We start from the raw sequence: 26,395 nt of genomic DNA on the forward strand, positions 1-26,395 counted from the left end.
GGCAAGCCGGCCTCAGATCGGGCGGCGGTTTGCCATACTCCCAAGCCTATCGGGACTGTGGTAACATCCGACGGTTTCCAAGACCGCCTCCCGAGGCGGTCTTTACTGCGCAGATCCATGGCATAACTCGTTGATTTGTCGTAAGTCGCTGCCGGTCATCTGCTTGCAGCGGCGAGCTTCGTTCGTCCCATATGGATGTGACGAGGTTTCACCAGAAAAAGGAATCAGGCTTCTCATGGGCGAACTGGCCAAAGAAATCCTACCGGTCAATATCGAAGACGAACTGAGACAGTCCTACCTCGACTACGCGATGAGCGTCATTGTCGGGCGTGCACTGCCCGATGCGCGTGATGGCTTGAAGCCCGTGCATCGCCGCGTTCTGTTTGCGATGAGTGAACTGGGTAACGACTGGAACAAACCGTACAAGAAATCCGCCCGTGTGGTCGGTGACGTGATCGGTAAGTATCACCCCCACGGTGATACCGCGGTCTACGACACCATCGTCCGTATGGCCCAGCCGTTCTCGCTGCGCTACCTGCTGGTGGACGGCCAGGGCAACTTCGGTTCGGTGGACGGCGACAATGCCGCGGCCATGCGATACACCGAAGTGCGCATGACCAAGCTGGCGCACGAGCTGCTGGCAGACCTGCACAAGGAAACCGTCGACTGGGTGCCCAACTACGACGGCACCGAGCAGATTCCGGCGGTCATGCCGACCAAGATCCCGAACCTGCTGGTCAACGGTTCCAGCGGTATTGCCGTGGGCATGGCGACCAACATTCCGCCGCACAACCTCGGTGAAGTCATCGACGGTTGCCTGGCGCTGATCGACAACGCCGACATCACGGTCGATGAGCTGATGCAGTTCATCCCGGGGCCGGACTTTCCGACTGCCGCGATCATCAACGGTCGCCAGGGCATCATCGAGGCCTACCGCACCGGTCGCGGGCGCATCTACATGCGTGCCCGCTCGACGGTCGAGGACATCGACAAGGTCGGTGGCCGCCAGCAGATCGTGATCACCGAGCTGCCGTACCAGCTGAACAAGGCGCGGCTGATCGAGAAGATCGCCGAGCTGGTCAAGGAAAAGAAACTCGAGGGCATCACCGAGCTGCGCGACGAGTCCGACAAGGACGGCATGCGCATCGTCATCGAGCTGCGCCGTGGCGAAGTGCCGGAGGTGATCCTCAACAACCTCTATGCCCAGACCCAGCTGCAGGCCGTGTTCGGCATCAACATCGTGGCGCTGATCGACGGCCGTCCGCGGGTGCTGAACCTCAAGGACCTGCTCGAGGCGTTCGTGCGTCACCGCCGCGAGGTGGTCACCCGCCGTACCGTGTTCGAGCTGCGCAAGGCCCGTGAACGCGGTCATATCCTCGAGGGCCAGGCGGTCGCACTGTCCAACATCGACCCGGTCATCGCCCTGATCAAGGCTTCGCCGACGCCGTCCGAGGCCAAGGAAGCGCTGATCGGCACGCCGTGGGAGTCCAGCGCCGTGCAGGTGATGGTCGAGCGCGCCGGCGCCGATTCCTGCCGCCCGGAAACCCTCGACGAGCAGTACGGTCTGCGTGATGGCAAGTACTACCTTTCGCCCGAACAGGCCCAGGCCATCCTGGACCTGCGCCTGCACCGCCTGACCGGCCTGGAGCACGAGAAGCTGCTGGCCGAGTACCAGGAGATTCTCAAGCAGATCGGCGAGCTGATTCGCATCCTGAACAACGCCGAGCGCTTGATGGAAGTGATCCGCGAAGAGCTGGAGCTGATCCGCGCCGAATATGGCGACGTGCGCCGCACCGAGATTCTCGATGCACGCCTGGACCTGACCCTGGGTGACATGATCCCGGAAGAAGACCGCGTGGTGACCATCTCCCACGGCGGCTACGCCAAGACCCAGCCGCTGGCGGCCTACCAGGCCCAGCGCCGTGGCGGCAAGGGCAAGTCGGCCACCGGCGTCAAGGACGAGGACTACATCTCGCACCTGCTGGTCGCCAACAGCCACACCACGCTGCTGCTGTTCTCCAGCAAGGGCAAGGTGTACTGGCTCAAGACCTACGAAATCCCCGAGGCGTCGCGTGCCGCACGTGGCCGTCCGCTGGTGAACCTGCTGCCGCTGGGCGAGGGCGAGGTCATCACCACCATGCTGCCGGTGGAGGAATACACCGAAGGCCACTTCATCTTCATGGCCACCGCCAACGGCACCGTGAAGAAGACCCCGCTGGAGCAGTTCAGTCGTCAGCGCAGTGTCGGCCTGATCGCGCTGGAGCTGGACGAAGGCGACATCCTGATTTCCGCCTCCATCACCGATGGTGAGCGCGAGGTCATGCTGTTCTCCGATGCCGGCAAGGTCACCCGCTTCAAGGAGTCCGACGTGCGTGCCATGGGGCGTACCGCCCGCGGTGTGCGCGGCATGCGCCTGGCCGAGGGGCAGAAGCTGATTTCGATGATCATCCCCGAAGAAGGCAGCCAGATCCTCACAGCTTCCGAGCGTGGTTTCGGCAAGCGTACCGCCATCGCCGAGTTCCCCGAGTACAAGCGTGGTGGCCAGGGCGTCATCGCCATGGTCAGCAACGATCGCAACGGCCGTCTGGTCGGTGCGGTACAGGTGCAGGAAGGCGAGGAGATCATGCTGATTTCCGACCAGGGCACCCTGGTGCGTACCCGTGTCGGCGAAGTCTCCAGCCTGGGCCGCAATACCCAGGGCGTGACGCTCATCAAGCTGGCCAGCGACGAGACCCTGGTGGGTCTGGAGCGGGTGCAGGAGCCGTCCGACGAGGAAGACGACGAAGATTTCGTGGTGGATGCCGAGGCTGACGTGGACGCTGGCGACGGGTCGTCACTGGACGCTGCAGCTGACGAAGAGACGCCGCAGGAATAAATTGTAGTAGCGCAACCTATGGGAGCGGCTGTGGGGGCGGGCAGGCCCGCCACTGCGGTGTCTGCTCCCACAGACATCAAGAGCAGAGCGAGAGTGGATGTGAGCAAACGAGCCTTTAACTTCTGCGCAGGCCCTGCTGCGCTTCCTGAAGCTGTGCTGCAGCGTGCCCAGGCAGAAATGCTGAACTGGCGCGGCAAAGGCCTGTCGGTCATGGAGATGAGCCACCGTAGCGACGACTACGTGGCCATTGCCGAGAAGGCCGAGCAGGACCTGCGCGACCTGATGTCCATCCCCTCCAACTACAAGGTGCTGTTCCTGCAGGGCGGCGCCAGCCAGCAGTTTGCCGAGATCCCGTTGAACCTGCTGCCCGAGGGCGGTACGGCCGACTACATCGAGACCGGCATCTGGTCGAAAAAGGCGATCGAGGAAGCGCGTCGCTATGGCAACATCAATGTCGCCGCCAGCGCCAAGCCTTACGATTACCTGGCCATCCCGGGTCAGAACGAGTGGAACCTGACCAAGGACGCCGCCTACCTGCATTACGCCTCGAACGAGACCATCGGTGGTCTGGAGTTCGACTGGGTGCCGCAGACCGGTGACGTGCCGCTGGTGGTGGACATGTCCTCGGACATCCTCTCGCGTCCGGTCGACGTGTCGCAGTTCGGTTTGATCTACGCCGGTGCGCAGAAGAACATCGGCCCCAGCGGCCTGGTGGTGGTGATCGTGCGTGAAGACCTGCTGGGCCGTGCCCGCAGCAGCTGCCCGACCATGCTCGACTACAAGGTCGCGGCCGACAACGGCTCGATGTACAACACCCCGGCAACCTATTCCTGGTACCTCTCGGGCCTGGTGTTCGAGTGGCTCAAGGAGCAGGGCGGTGTCGCTGCCATGGAGCAGCGCAACCGCGCCAAGAAGGACCGCCTGTACGGCTTCATCGACAAGAGCGACTTCTATACCAACCCGATCAGCAGCAATGCCCGTTCCTGGATGAACGTGCCGTTCCGCCTGGCCGACGAGCGCCTGGACAAGGCGTTCCTGGCGGGCGCCGACGAGCGTGGCCTGCTCAACCTCAAGGGTCACCGTTCGGTGGGCGGCATGCGTGCCTCGATCTACAACGCCCTGGGCCTGGATGCCGTGGAGGCACTGGTGGCCTACATGGGTGAATTCGAGAAGGAACACGCCTGATGTCCGAACAGGAACTCAAGGCCCTGCGCGTGCGCATCGACAGCCTCGACGAGAAGATCCTCGAGTTGATCAGCGACCGTGCGCGCTGCGCCCAGGAAGTCGCCCGGGTCAAGACTGCGACCCTGGCAGAAGGCGAGGTGCCGGTGTTCTACCGGCCCGAGCGCGAGGCGCAGGTGCTCAAGCGCGTGATGGAGCGCAACAAGGGCCCGCTGGGCAACGAGGAAATGGCCCGGCTGTTCCGTGAAATCATGTCGTCGTGCCTGGCGCTGGAGCAACCGCTCAAGGTCGCCTACCTGGGGCCTGAGGGTACCTTTACCCAGGCCGCAGCCATGAAGCACTTCGGCCATGCCGTGATCAGCAAGCCGATGGCGGCCATCGACGAGGTATTCCGCGAAGTGGTCGCCGGCGCGGTCAATTTCGGCGTGGTGCCTGTGGAAAACTCCACCGAAGGTGCGGTCAACCACACCCTGGACAGCTTCCTCGAGCACGACATGGTGATCTGCGGCGAAGTCGAGCTGCGCATTCACCACCACCTGCTGGTGGGCGAGAATACCAAGACCGACAGCATCAGTCGTATCTACTCCCACGCCCAGTCGCTGGCCCAGTGCCGCAAGTGGCTGGATGCTCATTATCCGAACGTCGAGCGGGTGGCGGTATCGAGCAATGCCGAAGCTGCCAAGCGGGTCAAGGGCGAGTGGAATTCGGCGGCGATCGCCGGTGACATGGCGGCCGGCCTGTACGGTCTGACACGCCTGGCGGAGAAAATCGAAGACCGTCCGGACAATGCCACGCGCTTCCTGATGATCGGCAACCAGGAAGTGCCGCCGACCGGTGATGACAAGACCTCGATCATCGTTTCGATGAGCAACAAGCCGGGTGCGCTGCACGAACTGCTGGTACCGTTCCACGAGAACGGCATCGACCTGACCCGCATCGAGACCCGTCCGTCGCGCAGCGGCAAGTGGACCTACGTGTTCTTCATCGACTTCGTCGGCCACCATCGCGACCCGTTGATCAAGGCGGTGCTGGAGCAGATCAGCCAGGAGGCGGTGGCCCTGAAGGTACTGGGCTCGTATCCGAAGGCGGTGCTCTGAGGTATGCCAATGCGTGATGTTCTGAACAGGGTCCTGCTCCGTGGTTGAAGTCGTAAAGCAAGGCGGGCCCGTCATTGGCCGGCTGGTGGTGGTGGGCCTGGGCCTGATTGGCGGCTCGTTCGCCAAGGGCCTGCGTGAAAGTGGCCTGTGCCGCGAGGTGGTCGGTGTCGACCTGGACCCGCAATCGCGCAAGCTGGCGGTCGAGCTGGGTGTGGTCGACCGTTGTGAAGAGGACCTGGCTGCGGCCTGTGTCGGGGCTGACGTGATCCAGCTGGCGGTGCCGATCCTGGCCATGGAAAAGCTCCTGGCGCGCCTGGCGCAGCTTGACCTGGGTGCGGCGGTGCTGACTGATGTGGGCAGCGCCAAGGGCAACGTGGTGCGTGCTGCGCGCGAAGCCTTTGCCGAGAAGCTGCCGCGTTTCGTACCTGGCCATCCGATCGCGGGTTCCGAGCAGAGTGGGGTGGAGGCCTCCAATGCCGCCCTGTTCCGTCGTCACAAGGTGATTCTCACGCCGCTGGCAGAAACCGACCCGGCCGCCCTGGCTCTGGTCGATCGCCTGTGGCGTGCACTGGATGCCGATGTCGAGCACATGCAGGTGGAGCGCCACGACGAAGTGCTGGCGGCAACCAGTCATCTGCCGCATCTGCTGGCTTTCGGCCTGGTCGATTCGCTGGCCAAGCGCAATGAAAACCTCGATATCTTCCGTTACGCTGCCGGTGGGTTCCGCGATTTCACAAGAATCGCCGGAAGCGACCCGGTCATGTGGCATGACATCTTCCTCGCCAATCGCGAGGCTGTCCTGCGCACACTGGATACATTTCGCAGCGACCTCGACGCCTTGCGCGACGCGGTCGATGCAGGGGATGGGCACCAGCTGCTGGGCGTTTTCACCCGCGCCCGGGTTGCCCGCGAGCATTTCAGTAAAATCCTGGCCCGTCGGGCCTATGTGGACGCTATGAACTCCAACGACCTGATTTTCCTGGCACAACCTGGTGGCCGCCTGTCCGGCCGTATTCGCGTACCAGGCGACAAATCGATTTCCCACCGCTCGATCATGCTCGGCTCCCTGGCCGAAGGCACCACCGAGGTGGAAGGCTTCCTCGAGGGTGAGGATGCGCTGGCGACCCTGCAGGCGTTCCGCGACATGGGCGTGGTCATCGAAGGCCCGCACCATGGTCGCGTGACCATTCACGGGGTGGGGCTCAATGGCCTCAAGCCGCCGCCTGGCCCGATCTACCTGGGCAACTCGGGTACCTCGATGCGCCTGCTGTCCGGCCTGCTGGCCGCGCAGCCGTTCGACACCGTGCTGACCGGCGATGCTTCGCTGTCCAAGCGCCCGATGAACCGTGTGGCCAACCCGCTGCGCGAAATGGGTGCGGTCATCGAGACCGCCGCCGAGGGCCGCCCGCCGATGACCATCCGCGGTGGCCATACGCTCAAGGCGCTGGATTACAAACTGCCGATGGCCAGTGCCCAGGTCAAATCCTGCCTGTTGCTGGCCGGCCTGTATGCCCAGGGCAAGACTACCGTCACCGAGCCTGCGCCTACCCGTGACCATACCGAGCGCATGCTGCGCGGTTTTGGCTACAGCGTGAGCGTCGATGGCCCTACCGCCTCGCTGGAGTCCGGTGGCAAGCTGACCGCCACCCACATCGAGGTGCCGGCCGATATCTCCTCGGCGGCCTTCTTCCTGGTCGCGGCCTCGATTGCCGAGGGTTCGGAGCTGGTACTGGAGCACGTCGGCATCAACCCGACCCGCACCGGTGTCATCGACATTCTGCAACTGATGGGCGGCGACATCACCCTGGAAAACCAGCGTGAAGTCGGCGGCGAGCCGGTAGCCGACCTGCGAGTGCGCGGCGCCAGGCTCAAGGGTATCGAGATTCCGGAGCACCTGGTGCCCCTGGCGATCGACGAGTTCCCGGTGCTGTTCGTGGCTGCGGCCTGTGCCGAAGGGCGTACCGTGCTGCGCGGCGCCGAAGAGCTGCGGGTGAAGGAGTCGGATCGCATCCAGGTCATGGCCGACGGCCTGCAGGCGCTGGGTGTGAAGTGCGAACCTACCCCGGACGGCATCATCATCGACGGCGGCAGCATCGGTGGCGGCGAAGTGCATGGGCATGGCGACCACCGTATCTCCATGGCCTTCAGCGTCGCCTCGCTGCGCGCTTGCGCGCCGATTCGCATCCATGATTGTGCCAACGTCGCCACCTCGTTCCCCAACTTCCTCGCGCTGTGTGCCGAAGTCGGCATCCGCGTAGCTGAAGAGGGCAAGTCGTGAACGCGCTGGCACCGGTCATCACCATCGACGGGCCTAGCGGTTCTGGCAAGGGTACCGTTGCCGGCATGCTGGCCCGCGAGCTGGGCTGGAAGCTGCTGGATTCCGGTGCTCTGTACCGCCTCCTGGCATTCGCCGCCGGCAACCACGGTGTCGACCTGACCAATGAAGAGCTGCTGGTCAAGCTGGCCGCCCATCTGGACGTGCAGTTCATCGCCGCCGAGCCGGGCAAGTTGCAGCAGATCATCCTCGAGGGGGATGATGTGAGCAATGTGATCCGTACCGAAACCGTGGGCGCTGGCGCATCGATGGTGGCTTCGCTGCCGGCGGTGCGTGATGCGCTGCTGCAGCGCCAGCGGGCGTTTCAGGAGTCTCCCGGCCTGATCGCCGATGGGCGCGACATGGGGACGGTGGTGTTTCCAGACGCGCCCTTGAAGATTTTCCTCACGGCCAGCGCCGAGGAGCGGGCGCGTCGTCGTTACTTGCAGTTGAAGGGCAAGGGCGATGATGTTAGTCTGTCGAGTCTGCTAGATGAGATACGTGCGCGTGATGAGCGCGACACCCAGCGCGCAGTGGCCCCGCTCAAGCCGGCGGCCGATGCAATCCAGCTGGATTCCACGGAATTGTCCATCGAACAGGTGTTGCAACGCATCAGAAGCGAGATCGCACTTCGCGATATCGCCTGATACAGGGCGGCATGCAGGGGCACCAGTCAACGTCCTGCAGGCTTTCCCTTTATATGAACGAAACCCACATTGTCTGGAATGTGGCTGATGGGCGTATGTCTCGCCCTAATCTACAGGAATTAAAATGAGCGAAAGCTTTGCAGAACTCTTTGAAGAAAGCCTGAAAACCCTCAACCTTCAACCAGGTGCGATCATCACCGGTATCGTTGTCGATATCGACGGTGACTGGGTTACTGTCCACGCCGGTCTGAAGTCCGAGGGCGTCATCCCGCTCGAGCAGTTCTACAACGAAGCTGGCGAGCTGACCATCAAGGTCGGTGACGAAGTTCACGTTGCGCTGGACGCGGTCGAAGACGGCTTTGGCGAAACCAAGCTGTCCCGTGAAAAAGCCAAGCGCGCCGAGTGCTGGATTGTTCTGGAAGCAGCTTTCGCCGCCGAAGAAGTGGTCAAGGGCGTTATCAACGGTAAGGTTAAAGGCGGCTTCACTGTCGACGTTAACGGTATCCGTGCGTTCCTGCCGGGCTCCCTGGTTGATGTCCGCCCTGTGCGCGACACCACCCACCTCGAAGGCAAAGAGCTGGAATTCAAGGTCATCAAGCTGGACCAGAAGCGCAACAACGTTGTCGTTTCCCGTCGCAGTGTCCTGGAAGCCGAAAACAGCGCCGAGCGCGAAGCTCTGCTGGAATCGCTGCAGGAAGGCCAGCAAGTCAAAGGTATCGTCAAGAACCTCACCGACTACGGCGCATTCGTTGACCTGGGCGGCGTTGATGGCCTGCTGCACATCACCGACATGGCCTGGAAGCGTATCAAGCACCCGTCGGAAATCGTCAACGTTGGCGACGAGATCGACGTCAAGGTACTGAAGTACGATCGTGAGCGTAACCGCGTTTCGCTGGGCCTGAAGCAACTGGGCGAAGACCCATGGGTTGCTATCAAGGCACGTTACCCAGAAAGCACCCGCGTCATGGCGCGCGTCACCAACCTGACCGACTACGGCTGCTTCGCAGAGCTGGAAGAAGGCGTGGAAGGCCTGGTACACGTTTCCGAAATGGACTGGACCAACAAGAACATCCACCCTTCGAAAGTCGTACAAGTCGGCGACGAAGTGGAAGTCATGGTTCTGGACATCGACGAAGAGCGTCGTCGTATCTCCCTGGGCATCAAGCAGTGCAAGTCGAACCCATGGGAAGACTTCTCTGGCCAGTTCAACAAGGGCGACAAGATCTCCGGCACCATCAAGTCGATCACCGATTTCGGTATCTTCATTGGTCTGGACGGCGGCATCGACGGTCTGGTTCACCTGTCCGACATCTCCTGGAACGAAGTGGGCGAAGAAGCCGTACGTCGCTTCAAGAAGGGCGACGAGCTGGACACCGTCATCCTGTCGGTTGACCCAGAGCGCGAGCGTATCTCCCTGGGTATCAAGCAGCTGGAAGACGATCCGTTCTCCAACTACGTTGCTGTCAACGACAAAGGCGCTATCGTAAAAGGTATCGTTAAAGAAGTTGACGCCAAGGGCGCTATCATCACCCTGGCCGACGATATCGAAGCCACTCTGAAAGCTTCCGAAATCAGCCGTGACCGCGTTGAAGACGCGCGTAACGTCCTGAAGGAAGGCGAAGAAGTTGAAGCCAAGATCATCAGCGTTGACCGCAAGAGCCGCGTAATCAACCTCTCCATCAAGTCGAAAGACGATGCTGAAGAGAAAGAAGCAATCCAGAGCCTGAAAGCCGCTCCGGAAGCTGCCGCCGATACCACCATGGCTGCACTGCTGCGCGAAGCAATGGCCAAACAGAACTGAGTTCTGCTTGATCATTAAAAAGGGCGACTTCGGTCGCCCTTTTTTGTGCCTGCGATTCATGTCTGTTTGCCGATGAGTCTGCAGGAGGTCCCATGCCTTCCTGTGTTCCGCCAGGGCGGATTCGTCCACGTCAGGGCGAAGTAAATGCGCCAATCCCTTGCCCCGCCTCACCTGCGGGCAGCGGCACTCAGTTGTCACCCTTGTGCGCAAATCTTGAAAATTTTATTAAGTCAAGAACCACCCTGTTCAAATCAGCTAGGGCGTGCTACAAACAGAGTAAGCAATGATCTAGCTGCTTGATAAAGAAGGGAAAAATATGACGAAGTCGGAGCTGATCGAACGTATTGTCACCCATCAAGGGCTGCTTTCATCGAAGGATGTGGAGCTGGCCATCAAGACCATGCTTGAGCAGATGTCCCAGTGCCTGGCTACAGGGGATCGAATCGAGATCCGTGGCTTTGGCAGCTTCTCGCTGCATTACCGGGCGCCGCGCTTGGGCCGTAACCCGAAGACGGGTCAGTCGGTGAGTCTGGACGGCAAGTTCGTGCCGCATTTCAAGCCCGGCAAAGAGTTGCGTGATCGGGTCAACGATGAGGAGGAGGGCGCATGATGGCCGCTGAGCAAGGAGCAAGTCATGCGTAACCTCAAGCGTGTAGTGCTGGCGCTGGTGGTGCTGGCCGTTGCGGCGGTGGTGCTGCTGTTTGTGCTGGAGAATCAGCAGTCGGTGGCATTGGTGCTGTTTGGGTGGGCTGCGCCGGCGTTGCCGTTGTCGGTTGTGGTGCTGGTTGCCTTGGTGGGTGGGTTGCTGGTTGGGCCGGTGATGGGGGCATATGTTGCAGTGCGTGCCAGAGGTCGCATGCGACGCAGTGGTCAGTAAATCGGGCCCGCGTGCATCCATCTATTATCCAAAGTAGAGCCTCCTACAGCTACGGACTGAATTGCCCACGGGGCAGTGCCCGTGTTTTATGGAGTAATGGCCCTCCATAAAACACACCGGACAACGTGCCCTAATGATACATCTTATAGCCACCCAACACGGCGCCACTCAAGGTGCCACAGGCTCTTGCCATCAACTGCACCTAAACGCCAACTGCAGCATATTATCGACTGTGGCCTGTTCCAGGCGGAAGCTGCACGCATTGATCTTCCTATAGGTGGCATTAAGGCGCCGCTGCTTACTCGCAATCACCTCGATAATGTAGGCCGTACTCCGGATTTGCTGTCTGCGGGTTTCAGTTGCCCGATTAATTTCAACCACCCTACCGCAAAGTTGCTGCCGTTGGTCCCAGAGGATGCGTTGGTCTTTGGTGCTGCCTCGGTCAAGCGCGATGTGGAGCGCGCAGTCAGCGCCTTGAACGCATGATCGAGCGGGCTATGGTGGGCGCGGCACTTTGCTCATACCAGCTCTCAGTGCAGAGCGCACCCAGAAGCAGCTGTACGAGATCGAGGTCGTCCTGCCCAGTTGTACCGCTCCATCAAAAACCGACTGATATCTTGCTGTGCCAGCACAGCGCTCATGTAGCCCACCGTCGGTATCCATTCAGTCTTCAGGCTGCGAAATAGCCGCTCCATCGGCGCGTTGTCGTGGCAGTTGCCGCGCCGACTCATGCTCTGCGTGAAGCGGTATCTCCATAGTCTCTGGCGGAAACTCCGGCTGCCGTATTGGCTGCCCTGGTCGCTGTGAAACAGCACATTCTGAGGCCGGCCACGCTGCTCATAGGCCATATCCAATGCCTTGATCACCAGGTCGGCATCAGGCTTGGCTGAGAACGCCCAACCTACAACACGCCGGGCACAAAGGTCGATGACAGCCGCCAGATAGTGTCATTGGCCTTCAGCCCAGACGTACGTAATGTCACCGCACCAGACTGTGTTCGGGGATGCCACGCTGAACCCGCGATCAAGCACGTTCGGGATATCAGGCCGCTCCACGGTAGCCTTTTTGTAGGCATGGGAGCCCGGCTGTTTGCTGATCAAGTTCAGCTCGCGCATCAACCTACGTACCTTGAATCGCCCGATCTGCATGCCGTCCTCTTTCATCATCAGCATGATGCTCCGGCGGCCCGCAGCGCTTCGGCTTTGCGTAAACAACTCGTTCACGTGGCTACGCAAGACTACTCGTTCGGCATCCGGATACCGACGTTTTCGGCAGTACGCGTAGTAGCAAGATCGGGTGACATCAAATACCGAGCACAACAGATCAACAGGCTCTTGAGCCCGCAGTTGATCGATTAACGCGAACGCTCGTGTTCCTCGGCCATCAAGAGCGCGGTGGCCTTTTTTAAGATCGATTTTTCCCGTTCTAGCCGATTGATACGGGCTTCGAGTTCCTGGATTTTTTGCTGCTCAGGTGTCAGAGCCTTGCTGGTGGGAGTAACACCGCTACGTTCTTGCTGAAGCTGGCTCACCCATCGACGAAGCGCCGATTCGACCAATCCGAGCGAACGGGCGGCTTCGATATGGCTGTAGCCTTGGTCGAGCACCAGGCACGCAGCCTCGCGCTTGAACTCAGGGGTAAAGGTACGACGTTGCTTGGTCATCAGACCCCTCTCTATGGCGAGCATTCCCGCCTAAATGGGTGTCCGGTTTCATTAGACCACTACAGGGGGTACACGCGCAGAGCAGGCTTTTTGCAAGGCTTTGATAGCAGGAGTGCGGGGTGGTTGAGGTGGTAATAGGTGAGAGCTTGACGAGGAGTTGAAGGGAACTTCTTAGCTGATGTCGCGCTCGTATTTCGATGTGCCGCATCGGGCTGGCTGCGTACGAAAATACGTCAGATGGGCGTGCAGGTTTGATAAACGGCACTAAGCTATGGTTTGGTAACGAAATAAACCAAGTTGATGTACAATTGATATCAGGATTTCACGTCTTGCTTTTTAGCTTGCACCGGTCTCAAACGAAAATTTGGGTTTAAGGAATTACATAATAAATGTCCAACCACCGTGAACGTGTCGTAAGGGATGACGAGATCGACTTGATTGAGCTGATCCGTGGGCTCTGGCAACAAAAGCTGCTCATCATTCTGACGACATTGGTTGTCGGTGGGGCGGCTGTGGCTTATGCGCTGCTGGCGACGCCGGTGTACGAGGCCAAGGTGTTCGTGCAGCCGCCATCGCAGAATGACATTGCGCATCTGAATTACGGACGTGGGGGAGATTCCGAGCTGGGAATACTGACGGTGAAGGATGTATATGATGTGTATGTACGTAATTTGCATTCGGAGTCGTTGCGTCGTAGGTTTTTTCAGGACGTCTACCTGCCGGCACTGAGCGCTCAAGAGCGCCTAGGCTCCCAAGATGAGCTGTATGAAGATCTGAGCAAAGTGCTGAAAGTGACTATTGCGAACAAGGAAATTCCGACGCGTTTCGCTATTACTGTCAATATGCCAGACCCTAATCTAGCTGTTAGCTGGGCGGTGCAATATGGGGAAATGGCAGGGTATCGAGCAAAGCTCGAAATCCTAAAGGATCTCAAGGCAGATGCTTCAGTCAAAGCGAACAACCTTGAGCGCCAGATAACAACGGCGAGGGAAAATGCGAAGAGACTACGCGACGACCAGATTGCGCAACTGGAGGAAGCGTTGACGATTGCCAAATCGATTAACCTGGAACGACCGCCCATCATTTCTGGCAACCTCTCAACTGAGGTCTCCGCCGGGATGGATGGGGCCCTGACTTACATGCGAGGCAGTAAAGCACTACAGGCTGAAATTGAGAATCTGCAGAAGCGTGGCTCGGATGACCCTTTTATCAGCAACCTTCGTGAGCAGCAATCTCAGGAATCGTTCTATCGATCTCTGGAAGTCGACCCTAGCGTAGTGGGGGTGTACCGCCAGGACGGCGCACTCGATTTACCTGATAGCCCCATCAAACCCCAAAGATTTATTGTCGTGTTTTTAGGCGTGTTGGCAGGTGCTGGGCTAGGAATCACATTGGCGCTTTTCCGTCGCGTCTGGTCGAGCACCCGAAAAAATGACAATCAAACGCTAATGTAAATCATTCCTGATTTCCGACTTTCAGATGGCAACGTGCGCAGTTAGCTGGCACAATATTCTCGTCGTTTAGCGACAGGGATGATTTCGAGTGCTTAGTTCGGCGAAGGTGTCGATAGCGAAGAGTTGCGTGCCTGTTTCTGGGCGAATGTCTCTTTTTATTCAGGCGGACCTTCGTTTGGCAAGTATTTTTCGTATCCCCTCAGTAGTGACTAGCGACGAATTTGATATTCTGACCCTGTTGTACGCGGTATGGCGCCAAAGAAAGCTCATTGTGATCTGCTCACTATTCTTTGGCGTGATTGGGGCGCTGTTCGCTTATACCGTCACGCCTGAGTATGAAGTCAGTACTATATTGCGTCCCGCTGCGCTGAATGAGTTGGACGCACTGAACCGTTCTGAAATTTACTCTTTGCCTCCAAGCACCGCATTGATTCGTGTCGGAGCGGCGCTCGACTCGTACGAAACACGTCTTGGTTATTTTCGATCTAACCCCGATTTGCAGGCTGCGTTCACCCGACCAGGATATACCGCAGAGCAGGCGTTTGAAGACTTTAATCGCAATGCATTAAAGTTGGTACAGCCGGATCCAAAGAAAGCAGACTTGCTCAGTGCATATATCGGTTTCCAAATGCGATATCCAGAAGGGGTGCGCGGGCATGACGTATTGAACGAATTCGTCAACTACGCAATCGAAAACGAGCGTCGTCAAGTGTCAGATGACTTGAAAATTATCATCGGTAATCGGCTTAAGAAAGTGGATGCCAAGTTGGTAGCAGCGCGCGCAGATTATGATGCTACCAAAGAAAGCCATATCGCAGAGCTGCTAGAGAGCGACAGCCTCAGTCGTGCCTTGTTGCAAGATGAACTTAAGGCGCTGCGTGTACAACTTAAGCAGCGCCGGGAAGACCGAATTTCTGTGCTTGACGAAGCCATCAATATTGCGCGCTCGCTCGGACTGAAGAAGCCGTCGACCCCATCATCTATGGCTGATAGTGAAGCATCAGGCAATGTAATTCGCACTGAGGTCAACAACCAGCAAATACCGCTTTACTTCATGGGTACCGATGCGCTTGAAGCGGAGCGTCAGGTATTACGTAAGCGCCGGTCAGATGACTTTGCTGATCCACGAATTGCGCAAAAATCCGTAGAGAGCTTTCGCTGTTGATCAGCAATCGGCAGGTTGAAGTGTTGCGCAAGCGTGAAAATGAAGAAATATTTCTGAAAGGGGTAGAGCCCCTGCGTGCTGAACGTATTCGACTGGAAAATATTTCCACGGACCTGAGCCAGTTACGCTTGGTGAGCATTGATCGATTTACCGTCGAACCGGTTAATCCGGTCGCTCCCAAAAACTTTTATGGATAGCATTAGGGCTGATACTGGGGCGGGTATAGGTCTATTCCTCGCGATTTTACGCAATGCCGTCCATACTCGCCGCGGCAGTCAGGCGCAGTCGGCCGCTAAGCCACATAGTGTAGCTGCCGGTGCTCGCTCCTCTTTACCCGCACTGTAGAGATTAACGTCATTGAGGCGACGAGGGCGCAAGTCTGTAATGCTTCAATGCCTGAGACAAGCACTGCCGTCTCTATAGGTGATGCCATAATGATGGCGATAGCGTTGGGCAACACTGTTTGGCTAGGGCATCACGAGTAGCTGGTGTAGAATTTTTGCAGTGGTCCTCCGCGTATCCAGCAAGTCATCACCTTCCGCTTCGTTCGTTGGCATACTGGCTAGGTTTGACGACCAAATGCTCAAGTAAACCAGGGTACGTTCTGCCATGTATACCTCGGGAGGGAATTGGGCCGTTGTTAAGACTCCTCTTGTTATGGGCGAGTGGAGAACGGACGGATGAGCCGCTGGGTGACGCTCACTGGCTCTCTGGAGCAGTGTCAGAGGCGTGCTCAAGTAGCCAAGGTGCGGAGCAGGGGGGAAAATTTGAACGCCCTGCAGTGTGGCGTACTTTTCACCGATTAATCATTAGGAAACTGGATTGCTTGTTCCGTTTCGTGGTGTTGAACGACAGTGGATTTATTTACTAGGTGAGTGACAGTGCGGTGGATGAAAATCTAGATAAAAAACTGGAAAGCAGCACTGCTGGATGGAAGCTGAAAGTCGATACGCTAATAGTGCTTCTCATTTCGCTGACGCCTTTCAATTTATCAGTTGTTGATAAGACAGGCCTGGACACCGGGATTGACAACACGCTTGACAAGGTGGTCAGAGTCGCTTGGTTTTTATTTTGCATTCTTACGGTATGTTTGTTGAAGCCTAGATTGTTTCACCGAGTGTTTGCTCATCCGTCTCCTCTCATGAAGCTTTTGTTCTGTTACATGATTATTCTGACGTTGAGCCTCGTAGTGAACGGCGTTGGAATCACAGGTTTCTATCGGTTGTGCGAATATATTTTGCTTTTGTTTGCATTAGATATAGTTGATAAAACAATCAGGCTTGAAGGTCGGGACGCGGCGGTTAGAGTTTTCGCTGGGTGGGTGCAAATGGCAGCCGTTGCTATCGTGATAATGATAGCCATCGGACTAGTCATTTCCCCGAATCACTTTTATGCCTTGGAAACGCAAGGTCGTTTTCGCCTTGGAGGAAACGCATACAGCCCAAATTTTATCGGGATGGTATTCGCCTCTGGAATGTTGTCCAGTCTCTACCTGATGGGCAAGGCTCGGACCACGCTGAAAAAGTTTTTGATTCTAATGTGTTGCTTGTTTTTTTGCGTGGCATTGTATTTTACGGGAAGCAGAACGGCCCAGTTTTCCGTTGCAATTGCCATTTGTCTATGGGTTTTATTAAACTTTAATCTCATGGGTAGAGCGTTGCTTTGCGCGGTTTGTATGATATTTGTCGTCCCTTTATTATTACTTTTCTATGAGTTTTTTGTTGAGCGTTTATTGCCATTGATTGGGAAGGGTGAGCGGCCGCTGTATGACCTTCTGACGCTTAATAATCGAAGCGTTGTCGCGGAGGTCGGTCTGCAAGGCGCGTTAGATCATTGGTATCTAGGTGTCGGTTTTGTTGAGGGTGTCAAAGAGTATTACAGACTCAATTTCACTCAGAGTTACTGGCTACCCCCGCATACTCACAATGCGCTAATCGAAAGCTTTCTTTCCGGTGGTGTGCTTTCACTTCTGCTGATGTCTGTTGTTTTCTATAAGTCAGTGAAGCTTATTCTAAGGAATCTCGCCTGCAGGCAGAATAGTCCAGATATCTACCTTGCCGCTCTGTCTTTACCGTTGATTCTTGGTTGTGTAACAATGACTATATTTGGAGGCGTTTATACGGTGCTGACATTTTGGTTCTTTTCTCTTGCTTTGTTCTCGTGGTCAAAAAATGAAAGAAAAGATTCTGTATATAGTTGATCAATTTTTATTTTCGGCTGTCAATTTTATTGTATTTGTCGTTCTTGATTATAAATTTGATGTAGATGATGTTGCTCAGTACGCGATCATGATCTCAGCGGCAGCGTTTTTATTGAATTTCGGTTTCGCTATTAAGGTGGAGCGCTTGCTGTTTTCCAGTGATCGCCTATTTAGCGCGAATGATTTTTTTGTGCTTTGTATGTTGCTGTTTATAGTCAGTGTGGTTCTGTATTTTTTATTGTGGTTCACCTATGCAGGTGGGTTTTGGCTTGCCATGGTCATGTTTACTAGCAGTGTGCTATGGGTCATTAGGCGTGTTTGTGTCCTTGATAGTAAGCGCGTTAAATATTCCGTCGCTGCAACGTTGGTGGTCGGGACGCTCGCATCGTTAAGTGCATACGTGTGTAATGTCTATGTTGACGTGTTGATGCTGGTTTGTCTGGTTAACTGCATGGCGCTCATTTACTTGTCACTACTCACGATCAAGAAAAAAAATGAATCGTTCAAGGATAATGTTCTCAGTATATTTGCTGACCCACTAGCGTTGGCCAAATCAGTCATGCTTGTGCCGTTGCTATGGTTTCCATCAAACGGCATCTACCTGTTTCTTGCAAGCCTGGGAAGCCCTGCTGCGATTGTGGAGGTACGAAAACTGCTAATGCTATTGTCGCCAATACAGCAGATATCTGGTGCGATGATTAATTTCGTATTTTCAAAGGGGGGGGGCTATAAAGTGACTTATCTCGAAGTATGGGTTGCGCCTTTGACCATTACCCTGATTGTCACCCCGGTGGCTGCTATCCTTTATGGTACATTGTTGCATGGTACATCTGAGGGGATTTTCATGTGGGCTGCTTTCGCGCTAATCGTATTCGCAATGATTGTGATTTCTTTACTGCAGTCAAATTTACGTGTGCTGGGAAAGCAAGCCAGTGTTATCGCATCTTTGGCGGTCGCGGTCGCAGTGAAATTATCATTTCTGTTTGGCTTCTATAGCTTTGGTGAGGGTGGCGTTGGTGTGACCGATAGTTTGGTCTCAATGGCTGCTGCCTATGCGCTGAGTGCGCTCTTCCTATATATATTTTTTGTTAACGATAAAAGAATTTCGAGGTGGACCCGTTGAAAGTTTTGAAGGTTTTAGAATACCTGAAGGATTATGCTGGTTTGAATCGGGATGTAAGGGTCGTTAATTTTCCTATCACGGACAACTGTAATTCCAGATGCACGATGTGTAACATCTGGAAGAACAATATTGTGGACGAAATAAGCCCGGAAGAGATAACAAAAGTGTTATCTCATTCAAGGTTTTCGAAAGTTAAGCATCTAGGGATATCAGGCGGTGAGCCGACGTTACGCAAAGACCTCGTCAGGTGTGTCGGTGCTATCGTAGATGCTCTCCCATTACTCGAAACACTTTCTATTACTTCGCACGGCTACAGTAACTCGCGATGGAGACGATTTCTTCCCTTGATTAAGGAGATTGTTCAGCGCAGAGGTATTTCGTTTAGTTTGAACATATCCATTGATGGGTACGGTGAGCGTCATGACCTGATTAGAGGCATCAGTGGTGCATTTTCAAAGGCCACTAAAACTATCGAGATAGCACAAGCGTTGAATGTGAAGCTTCAGCTTCAGTACACGATCTCAACAATGAACGTTTATTCGATGCAACTTGCATTGGATTATGCGCGTGATAAAAATATAGAAATAATCTTTAGATTAGCAACAAATATTGAGCGTCTCTACAATGCTGATCGCTCTGAAGTATTCATTGATAATGAAGAGCGCTCCTTTGTCGCGGACTTCTTTTCTTCTGGCGAATTGCTAGCTCAAACCAGGTCGCTGTCGAGGAAGCTTTACTATAGTCGGATGCAGCGATGGCTTTCATCCGGTGGTGGCGCAAGAGCCATGCCCTGCTACTTTAAAGATCAAGGCATGTTGCTAACATCGAAATTGGCGCTCTACCCCTGTTCGGTTGCTAAAACGGCAATAGTTGAGGATCTGCGAGCATCCGACTTCAGTATTTCGGAGAAGGGGATTGAAGTCGCTAGAGAAGTTACAAAAAATAAATACTGTGATAGCTGTATCCATGATCAAAGCGGTGCCTGGAGCCCCTTTTCTATCCTCGCCTATAAAATTAATCAGTGGAAAGGTACCGTTGTTGTTAGGAAGGTTTTGCGGTTGGCGGATAATCTTCTTAATGCTGTGGCCATTGCCCCCTTTGCACTGCTGAGAAAAATCAAAGCACCTAAAGGTTTAGCGCTGGACGCGATGCCGGTAGTCACCATTATGGGTGCCTACGGTGGGGAGCACGTTGGTGATGCCGCTATTCTTGGTGGTGTGATATTGAGGCTGAAAAAACAATTTCAGACTCAAAAGTTTTTCATTCTCAGCTTCAGGCCCGACCGAACTCAAAAGTGGGTTCAGTCGTTGAAAATTGATGGCGTGGATTTTTCCGTGGTAAAGCTTTCGCGTAGCAGTTTACGAACTGCATTGGGTCAAAGCGATGGTCTGGTGTACGCAGGCGGGCCAATCATGGATATACCTGTTAATTTGAGTTTCTATCTTTATGCCTCTCTTCTGGCTACGTGGAAAAAGATTCCTTTTGTTGTCGAGGGGGTCGGTCTAGGGCCGTACAAAAGAACAGTAAGCAAATATTTTGCTTCTTTGATGTTGCTGCTTGCCAAGCAAATTACATTGCGTAGCAAGAGCAATTTTGAAAGTTTGCCATTTTACAATAAAATTGAAGTTTTAAAGGTTGATCAGGATCCTGCGTTTGATTACCTTCACTACTACAGGTTTATGCTTCCCCAGATCAATTACAGTGCTCGTGAAAGAACAGAGCTTTCTTCGCTGAAAGATTATATCGCCGGGCGTGAGAAAGTATTGTTCGTCAATTTACGGCCTATTTGGAGTGCTTACGCTACAAAAGGTAGCGAAGGCAGTGTGGGTCGCATAGTGGACAGTATGACCCGGAACGTGACTTCTGTGATCAACCAACTGGGCGCCGAGTGGGCGGTGGTGTTCATTCCGTTCAACCCAGACACTTACGGTTTTTCTGACTTTAGTTCCTTTTACCAAGTGGTCAAGGGTGTCCTGCCAAGTCGCGATTATTATGTCGTCGAGTATGAGCCCGGTGTTCCGATCATGCTTGATATGCTGGGTCAATGTACTCATTTACTCGCGATGAGGTTTCATGCCTGCATATTTGGTTTGTCGAGTGGTTTGGATGTTTATGGGATTGACTATCAGGTAGGTGGACGCGGAAAGGTGGCTGGTCTATTTGACAGCCTTGGCAGCACCAACGTGAGCAATGTGAGCGAGTTGGATGAACCCACAATTCGCGGATGGCTGGGTGAGGTTTAGTTAAGGTTGTGCTGTAGGTGGTGGTATACGATGCCTGCTGAGTGTTTTTTACGCAGTCAGGCATCGCTATCACCATTTTTATTTGCGAAAAATTAATAAGGGGCCAGCACGTTGCGAGTTCTTCTAACGCATAACTTCTACAGTTCAGCAACTCCCTCGGGCGAAAACCAGGTTTTCGAGGCTGAGAAAATGTTGTTAGCTAGTCGGGGTGATGATGTGCGACTTTTTACTAAGCACAGTGATGCAATTACAGCACAGGGTAAGATTGGCGTAGTCAAGGCCGCACTGGGTACACCTTGGAGCCTTGGTATAAAGCGTGACATTTGCAGTGCTGTTAATTCCTTCAAGCCTGATATTGTGCACGTTCACAATACCTTTCCTTTGCTGTCCCCGGCTGTCTTCCATGCGCTAGGCAAACGCGCTGCTCGTGTCCTTACTTTGCACAACTATCGATTGTTTTGTCCGGCTGCGATACCGATGCGCGAGGGGCGTGTATGTACAGAGTGCATTGATAGGCACTCGGCGTTACCGTCTCTGCTTCACGGATGCTATCGAAATAGCCGTGTCGCGACGATTCCCATGGCAATAAACGTCGAACTGCATCGTGCTTTAGGTACCTGGACACATCAGGTAGATGCATTCATTGCGCTGTCGGAGTTTCAAAAAGAGCTGATGATAACGGCAGGGTTGCCACGTGAAAAAGTGCACGTGAAACCCAACTTTTACCCGGGTAATCCTAAGGTTGTATCGTGGGAGCAGCGCCAGCCTTATGTCGTATTCGTCGGTCGCTTGACGGCTGAAAAAGGGGTCGTTTCTCTGCTGCGGGCATGGCAGGAATGGGGGGCTTCGGCACCTGAGCTTCGTATTGTGGGGGACGGAGCGCTAAGACCCGAGCTTGAGCTGATGGCACGTGGCCTGCCCATTCGATTTCTTGGGCAAGTATCGTCACAGGAAGCCGAATATCAGATTGCCCATGCGTGCCTACAAATTTTACCGTCGGAGTGGTTCGAAGGTTTCCCGATGGTGATCCGAGAGGCCTTTGCGTTTGGTACACCAGCAGCCGTATCGGATATAGGACCGCTGGCTTCTATCGTACAAGACGGCGACAATGGCGTGGTATTCCGCCCCGCGACCCCCCAGTCACTGCTGCAGGTTGTACGTGAGGCCTGGTCGACGCCGACATTATTGGAGCGTTTGGGTAAAGGCGCCAGGCGGGCATTTGAAAGCAATTATACTGAAGACGCCAACTATTCAATGTTGATGGACATCTATACGCAGGCAATTAGGGTTTCGCGCAATGAGTGAACAATTGGGATGCAGGCAACGTACTACAAGCTCTGTCATTGGCGTGCCTATTGATGTACTGAGCTGGCCCAGCGTCCTCGATAGTGTTGCCGAAATGGCACAGACGGGGAAAGGCTATTACGTCTGTATTTGCAACGTGCATTCCGTGGTAACGGCCACGCAAGATCGAGAGTTTGGCGACGTCGTGCGCAACGCTGACTTGGCCACTCCCGACGGCGCTCCGGTGGCTTGGCTGATGCGTCGGTTAGGCGTTGAGGGGCAGGCGCGCATCAATGGTCCGGATTTAATGTGGAAGTACCTGTCTGAAGCGGCTACGTGTGGTGAACCGGTCTATTTGTACGGCGGTGCACAGTCAACGTTGGACATTCTTACCAAGGTGCTGCCTGAGCGTATGCCTGGCTTGGTGATCGCGGGCGCTTATTCGCCGCCGTTCCGTCAGCTGACAGCGCAGGAGGATGAACAGATCGTCGAGGCTATCAACACATCTGGTGCGAAAACTGTTTGGGTTAGCTTGGGCTGCCCCAAACAGGAGCTGTGGATGGCCGAGCATCGCGACAGAGTCAATGCCGTGATGATTGGAGTAGGGGCGGCATTTGATTACCACGCAGGGGTCATAAAGCGCGCGCCGCTGTGGATGCAGCATTCGGGGTTGGAGTGGCTACACCGCCTTAGTAGTGAGCCAAAACGTTTATTTAAGCGTTATCTGTCGACAAATAGCTGGTTTATCTATTACGCAGTCCGTCAGCTATTGAAGAAGTAAAGCACACTCTTAATAGAATTTTTGATGATTGATCAGGAAGGAAAAATGAACAAAAAGAAGGCGCTTATTACCGGTGTAACGGGGCAAGATGGATCGTACCTCGCTGAGTTCTTGCTCGAAAAAGGCTATGAAGTTCATGGCCTGAAGCGTCGTGCCTCTTCTTTTAACACGCAACGTATTGATCATATCTATCAAGATCCGCATGTCGATAACCGAAACTTTGTACTGCACTATGGCGACTTGACGGATTCGTCTAACCTAACCCGTATCATTCAAGATATTCAGCCTGACGAAGTATACAATCTCGGTGCGCAATCACATGTGGCGGTTAGCTTTGAGTCTCCAGAGTATACAGCTGACGTCGATGCTATAGGAACATTGCGTATTCTTGAAGCCATCCGACTTTTGGGGCTCGAAAAGAAGACACGTTTCTACCAGGCGTCGACGTCTGAGCTGTACGGGCTGGTGCAAGAAACACCGCAGAAGGAAACAACGCCTTTTTACCCACGCTCCCCCTACGCAGTGGCCAAACTGTACGCCTACTGGGCAACGGTAAACTATCGTGAAGCCTATGGTATGTACGCATGTAACGGTATCCTGTTCAATCATGAGTCTCCCCGGCGTGGTGAAACTTTCGTGACACGCAAGATTACCAGAGCCTTGGCGAATATCGCATTGGGATTGGAGCAATGTTTGTTCCTCGGTAATCTCAACGCCTTGCGCGATTGGGGGCATGCCAAGGATTACGTGCGTATGCAATGGATGATGTTGCAACAGGATGTAGCTGATGATTTTGTAATTGCTACCGGTGTTCAGTATTCGGTGCGAGATTTCATTCGATGGTCGGCAGAAGAGCTCGGTGTGACCCTCAGGTTTGAAGGGGAAGGCATTGAGGAGCGTGCGATTGTCGAAAAAATCGATGGTACTCACTCCCCGGCTCTCAAGGTGGGGGATATCATTGTGCGTGTGGACCCTCGTTATTTCCGGCCGACCGAAGTTGAAACGCTTCTCGGGGACCCTACCAAGGCCAAAGAGAAGCTGGGATGGGTTCCAGAAATAACGGTGCAAGAGATGTGCGCGGAGATGGTTTCGGAAGATTTGAAGATTGCCCAACGGCACGCGCTGCTGAAACAGCACGGATATGACGTTTCTGTGGCAGTGGAGAACTAGAAATAATGCAGAATTTCGATCAGAAAATATTTGTTGCTGGTCATCGGGGTATGGTGGGCGCAGCGATCGTAAGACAGTTGGTTGAACGAGGCTACGTCAACATACTGACTGCAACGAAAGATGAACTGAATTTGGTTGACCAGCGCGCAGTTCAACAGTTTTTCGCGGAAAACCAAATTGATCAGGTTTATCTTGCAGCAGCTAAAGTTGGCGGTATTCACGCTAACAATACATACCCTGCTGATTTTATATACGATAATTTAATGATCGAGGCGAATGTTATAAGTGCGGCGCATAATAATAATGTGCAGAACCTGTTGTTTTTAGGCTCCTCATGCATCTATCCAAAGCATGCGCCGCAGCCGATGAACGAAGAGGCATTGTTAGCCGGTGCGTTAGAGTCGACGAATGAGCCTTATGCTATTTCAAAGATTGCGGGAATAAAGTTATGCGAAAGTTACAATCGTCAACACGGTAGAAACTATCGCAGCGTCATGCCGACAAATCTATATGGTCCTAATGATAACTATCACCCGCTGAATAGCCACGTGATTCCCGCCTTGCTTCGACGTTATCACGAGGCTGTAGTGCGACAGGACGACGAAATCTCCATCTGGGGAAGTGGTAGTCCGATGCGGGAATTTTTACACGTTGATGACATGGCAGCAGCATGTGTGCATGTGATGGAGTTAGACAGGCAGCAGTATCAAGGTGCAACACAGGATATGCTGTCTCATATCAACGTTGGAACAGGCGTCGATTGCACAATACGTGAGCTTGCGCAGACACTTGCCAAAGTGACGGGCTTCTCTGGCAGGCTTGTGTTTGATACCTCTAAGCCAGATGGTGCGCCCAGAAAGTTGCTCGATGTTCAACGAATACAATCGTTGGGGTGGAAAGCTCGAATCACGTTGGAAGATGGATTGCGTGATGCGTACAGATGGTACGTGGAAAATATTGACTCCGTGAGGGGTTGAGGGGATTTTCGATGTCCTCGCGCTGTAAGGCGCGGGCTATTTTATGAGTTTCTGATGACTATGTAGGATGACAGAGGTTTATGCTTCTAGTTTGATTTCATAGCGTAGGAATCTATTATGTTACATGCTGTCGTTATAGCGGGTGGTTACGGGTCCAGGTTGTGGCCATTGTCACGTGAGCTTCACCCAAAACAGTTTATACCGTTGGTGAAAGAGAACCTTTCAATGCTGCAGGATACGTGTCAGCGATTGAAAGGCGTGGAGATGGCACCGCCGTTAATTATATGCAATGAACAGCATCGGTTTCTGGCGGCAGAACAGTTACGCCAAATTGGCTTGGAACAATCAAATATAATTCTTGAGCCAGAAGGTCGTAATACAGCTCCCGCTATAGCGCTTGCCGCCTTGAACTTATGCAATCAGGAAGAAGATCCCATACTGCTGGTGTTGGCAGCAGATCACTTTATTCAAGATATAAACGCTTTCCAAGGTGCTTTGAACACTGCTGTTGCTCATGCGGTGGCGGGAAAGTTGGTGACGTTTGGAATTGTCCCGATCAAGCCGGAAACGGGATATGGTTATATCAAGAAGGGGAAGTCCATTGGGGAAAGTGGGTTCCTTGTCGACGCGTTTGTAGAGAAACCAGATATCTCAACAGCAGAGACCTATGTGGCGGGAGGCTTGCATTATTGGAACAGTGGAATGTTCATGTTCCGAGCAAAACGTTACCTGGAAGAGCTCGAAATATTCAGACCAGATATTCTTGAAGCCTGTCGTTTATCGCTGTCGAAAGGTGCGCAGGATCTATATTTTACACGGGTAGACAAAGAAGCGTTCCTGGAATGCCCTGATGAGTCCATTGACTACGCTGTTATGGAACATACTGATCAAGCCGTGATGGTTACATTGGACGCAGGCTGGTGTGATGTCGGGTCGTGGTCCGCACTTTGGGAGTTGGGGAGCAAAGATGAATGGGGGAATGTGAGCAAGGGTGACGTTATTTGCGAGGCGACGTCCGACAGCTATATTCACTCTGACCATCGGCTAGTCGCGACGCTTGGTGTCAAGGATTTAGTTATCGTTGAGACCAAGGATGCGGTACTGATCGCTGATAAGTCTTGTGCGCAAGATGTTAAAACCCTGATTTCCAGATTAAAGTCGTCGGGCCGCAATGAACACGTCAATCATCGTGAGGTGTACCGCCCTTGGGGCGTGTATGACTCCGTTGACGCAGGCCACAGGTATCAGGTCAAGCGGATTACCGTCAAGCCGGGCGCCAAGCTTTCGGTTCAGATGCATCATCACCGTGCGGAACATTGGATTGTTGTCAGTGGCACAGCTAAAGTCACGAATGGCGAAAAAGTGTACCTTGTGACCGAAAATCAATCGACTTTCATACCCATTGGCCAGGTCCATGCCTTGGAGAATCCAGGCGTCATTCCGCTGGAGTTGATTGAGGTTCAATCGGGCTCTTATTTGGGTGAAAATGACATCGTGCGATTTGAAGACAAGTATGGTCGCGTATAGTGATATACGTATCAT

At 54.2% G+C, this 26,395-nt stretch carries 19 protein-coding genes and 1 pseudogene; 19 read left to right on the forward strand and 1 reads right to left on the reverse strand.

Translation table 11 applies throughout. The features are described from left to right. Positions 1–235 precede the first annotated feature (235 nt). The 8 genes from gyrA (at position 236) to CR917_RS07305 (ending at position 10,793) form a co-directional block, all read left to right on the forward strand. Complete coding sequence (gyrA, locus tag CR917_RS07270; RefSeq protein ID WP_104572072.1) at positions 236–2,875, forward strand: DNA gyrase subunit A; 2,640 nt, start codon at positions 236–238, stop codon at positions 2,873–2,875. Between the two features lie 99 nt (positions 2,876–2,974). Next, the gene (serC, locus tag CR917_RS07275) at positions 2,975–4,060 is read left to right on the forward strand and encodes a 3-phosphoserine/phosphohydroxythreonine transaminase (protein WP_043862751.1); all 1,086 of its coding nucleotides are present in this window, start codon (positions 2,975–2,977) and stop codon (positions 4,058–4,060) included. Further along, complete coding sequence (gene pheA / locus CR917_RS07280) at positions 4,060–5,154, forward strand: prephenate dehydratase (protein ID WP_043862677.1); 1,095 nt, start codon at positions 4,060–4,062, stop codon at positions 5,152–5,154. The genes serC and pheA overlap by 1 nt, the downstream gene beginning before the upstream one ends. Before the next feature lie 40 nt (positions 5,155–5,194). Continuing rightward, positions 5,195–7,432: a bifunctional prephenate dehydrogenase/3-phosphoshikimate 1-carboxyvinyltransferase gene (locus tag CR917_RS07285; RefSeq protein ID WP_104572073.1), complete on the forward strand. Its 2,238-nt coding sequence runs from the start codon at positions 5,195–5,197 to the stop codon at positions 7,430–7,432. Further along, positions 7,429–8,115: a (d)CMP kinase gene (gene cmk / locus CR917_RS07290; protein ID WP_043862679.1), complete on the forward strand. Its 687-nt coding sequence runs from the start codon at positions 7,429–7,431 to the stop codon at positions 8,113–8,115. Before CR917_RS07285 ends, cmk begins: the two co-directional genes overlap by 4 nt. A gap of 124 nt (positions 8,116–8,239) precedes the next feature. Then, the gene (gene rpsA, locus CR917_RS07295; RefSeq protein WP_043862680.1) at positions 8,240–9,916 is read left to right on the forward strand and encodes a 30S ribosomal protein S1; all 1,677 of its coding nucleotides are present in this window, start codon (positions 8,240–8,242) and stop codon (positions 9,914–9,916) included. A gap of 316 nt (positions 9,917–10,232) precedes the next feature. Beyond that, entirely contained in the window at positions 10,233–10,526 is a 294-nt protein-coding gene (gene ihfB, locus CR917_RS07300) for an integration host factor subunit beta (RefSeq protein ID WP_043862681.1), read from the forward strand. A 24-nt stretch (positions 10,527–10,550) separates the two neighbouring features. Continuing rightward, positions 10,551–10,793 (forward strand): lipopolysaccharide assembly protein LapA domain-containing protein, encoded by a 243-nt coding sequence (locus CR917_RS07305; RefSeq protein ID WP_078479771.1) that lies wholly within the window; start codon positions 10,551–10,553, stop codon positions 10,791–10,793. Between the two features lie 581 nt (positions 10,794–11,374). On the opposite strand, the pseudogene CR917_RS07310 reads toward CR917_RS07305, so the two are convergent. Then, positions 11,375–12,456: pseudogene (locus CR917_RS07310) on the reverse strand (IS3 family transposase); the annotation flags it as partial. Positions 12,457–12,845: 389 nt separating this feature from the next. On the opposite strand from CR917_RS07310, the gene CR917_RS07320 reads away from it, so the two are divergent. The 11 genes from CR917_RS07320 to CR917_RS07365 all read left to right on the forward strand — a co-directional run bounded on the left by CR917_RS07320 (position 12,846) and on the right by CR917_RS07365 (position 26,380). Continuing rightward, positions 12,846–13,910, forward strand: a complete 1,065-nt coding sequence (locus tag CR917_RS07320) for an LPS O-antigen chain length determinant protein WzzB (RefSeq protein ID WP_104572075.1) — start codon at positions 12,846–12,848, stop codon at positions 13,908–13,910. Between the two features lie 88 nt (positions 13,911–13,998). Continuing rightward, the gene (locus tag CR917_RS07325) at positions 13,999–15,075 is read left to right on the forward strand and encodes a Wzz/FepE/Etk N-terminal domain-containing protein (RefSeq protein ID WP_146094984.1); all 1,077 of its coding nucleotides are present in this window, start codon (positions 13,999–14,001) and stop codon (positions 15,073–15,075) included. Beyond that, positions 15,072–15,272, forward strand: a complete 201-nt coding sequence (locus CR917_RS27015; protein WP_146094985.1) for a hypothetical protein — start codon at positions 15,072–15,074, stop codon at positions 15,270–15,272. Before CR917_RS07325 ends, CR917_RS27015 begins: the two co-directional genes overlap by 4 nt. A 674-nt stretch (positions 15,273–15,946) precedes the next feature. Continuing rightward, entirely contained in the window at positions 15,947–17,275 is a 1,329-nt protein-coding gene (locus tag CR917_RS07330; RefSeq protein ID WP_146094986.1) for an O-antigen ligase, read from the forward strand. Next, entirely contained in the window at positions 17,247–18,398 is a 1,152-nt protein-coding gene (locus CR917_RS07335; RefSeq protein WP_146094987.1) for a hypothetical protein, read from the forward strand. The genes CR917_RS07330 and CR917_RS07335 overlap by 29 nt, the downstream gene beginning before the upstream one ends. Further along, complete coding sequence (locus CR917_RS07340) at positions 18,386–20,641, forward strand: radical SAM protein (RefSeq protein ID WP_104572079.1); 2,256 nt, start codon at positions 18,386–18,388, stop codon at positions 20,639–20,641. Before CR917_RS07335 ends, CR917_RS07340 begins: the two co-directional genes overlap by 13 nt. Positions 20,642–20,830: 189 nt before the next feature. Continuing rightward, positions 20,831–21,946: a glycosyltransferase family 4 protein gene (locus CR917_RS07345; protein WP_104572080.1), complete on the forward strand. Its 1,116-nt coding sequence runs from the start codon at positions 20,831–20,833 to the stop codon at positions 21,944–21,946. Continuing rightward, entirely contained in the window at positions 21,939–22,706 is a 768-nt protein-coding gene (locus tag CR917_RS07350) for a WecB/TagA/CpsF family glycosyltransferase (RefSeq protein ID WP_078479764.1), read from the forward strand. Before CR917_RS07345 ends, CR917_RS07350 begins: the two co-directional genes overlap by 8 nt. Before the next feature lie 45 nt (positions 22,707–22,751). Further along, positions 22,752–23,876 carry a GDP-mannose 4,6-dehydratase gene (gene gmd / locus CR917_RS07355; protein WP_078479808.1) on the forward strand — a complete coding sequence of 375 codons (1,125 nt, stop codon included), beginning with the start codon at positions 22,752–22,754 and terminating at the stop codon, positions 23,874–23,876. A 5-nt stretch (positions 23,877–23,881) separates the two neighbouring features. Next, a complete protein-coding gene (locus CR917_RS07360) occupies positions 23,882–24,853 on the forward strand; it encodes a GDP-L-fucose synthase (protein ID WP_146094988.1) in 972 nt (323 codons plus the stop codon). Between the two features lie 117 nt (positions 24,854–24,970). After that, entirely contained in the window at positions 24,971–26,380 is a 1,410-nt protein-coding gene (locus tag CR917_RS07365) for a mannose-1-phosphate guanylyltransferase/mannose-6-phosphate isomerase (RefSeq protein ID WP_104572081.1), read from the forward strand. Positions 26,381–26,395: the final 15 nt, after the last annotated feature.

Source organism: Pseudomonas sp. BRM28, from assembly GCF_002939405.1.
GTDB lineage: Bacteria > Pseudomonadota > Gammaproteobacteria > Pseudomonadales > Pseudomonadaceae > Aquipseudomonas > Aquipseudomonas palmensis.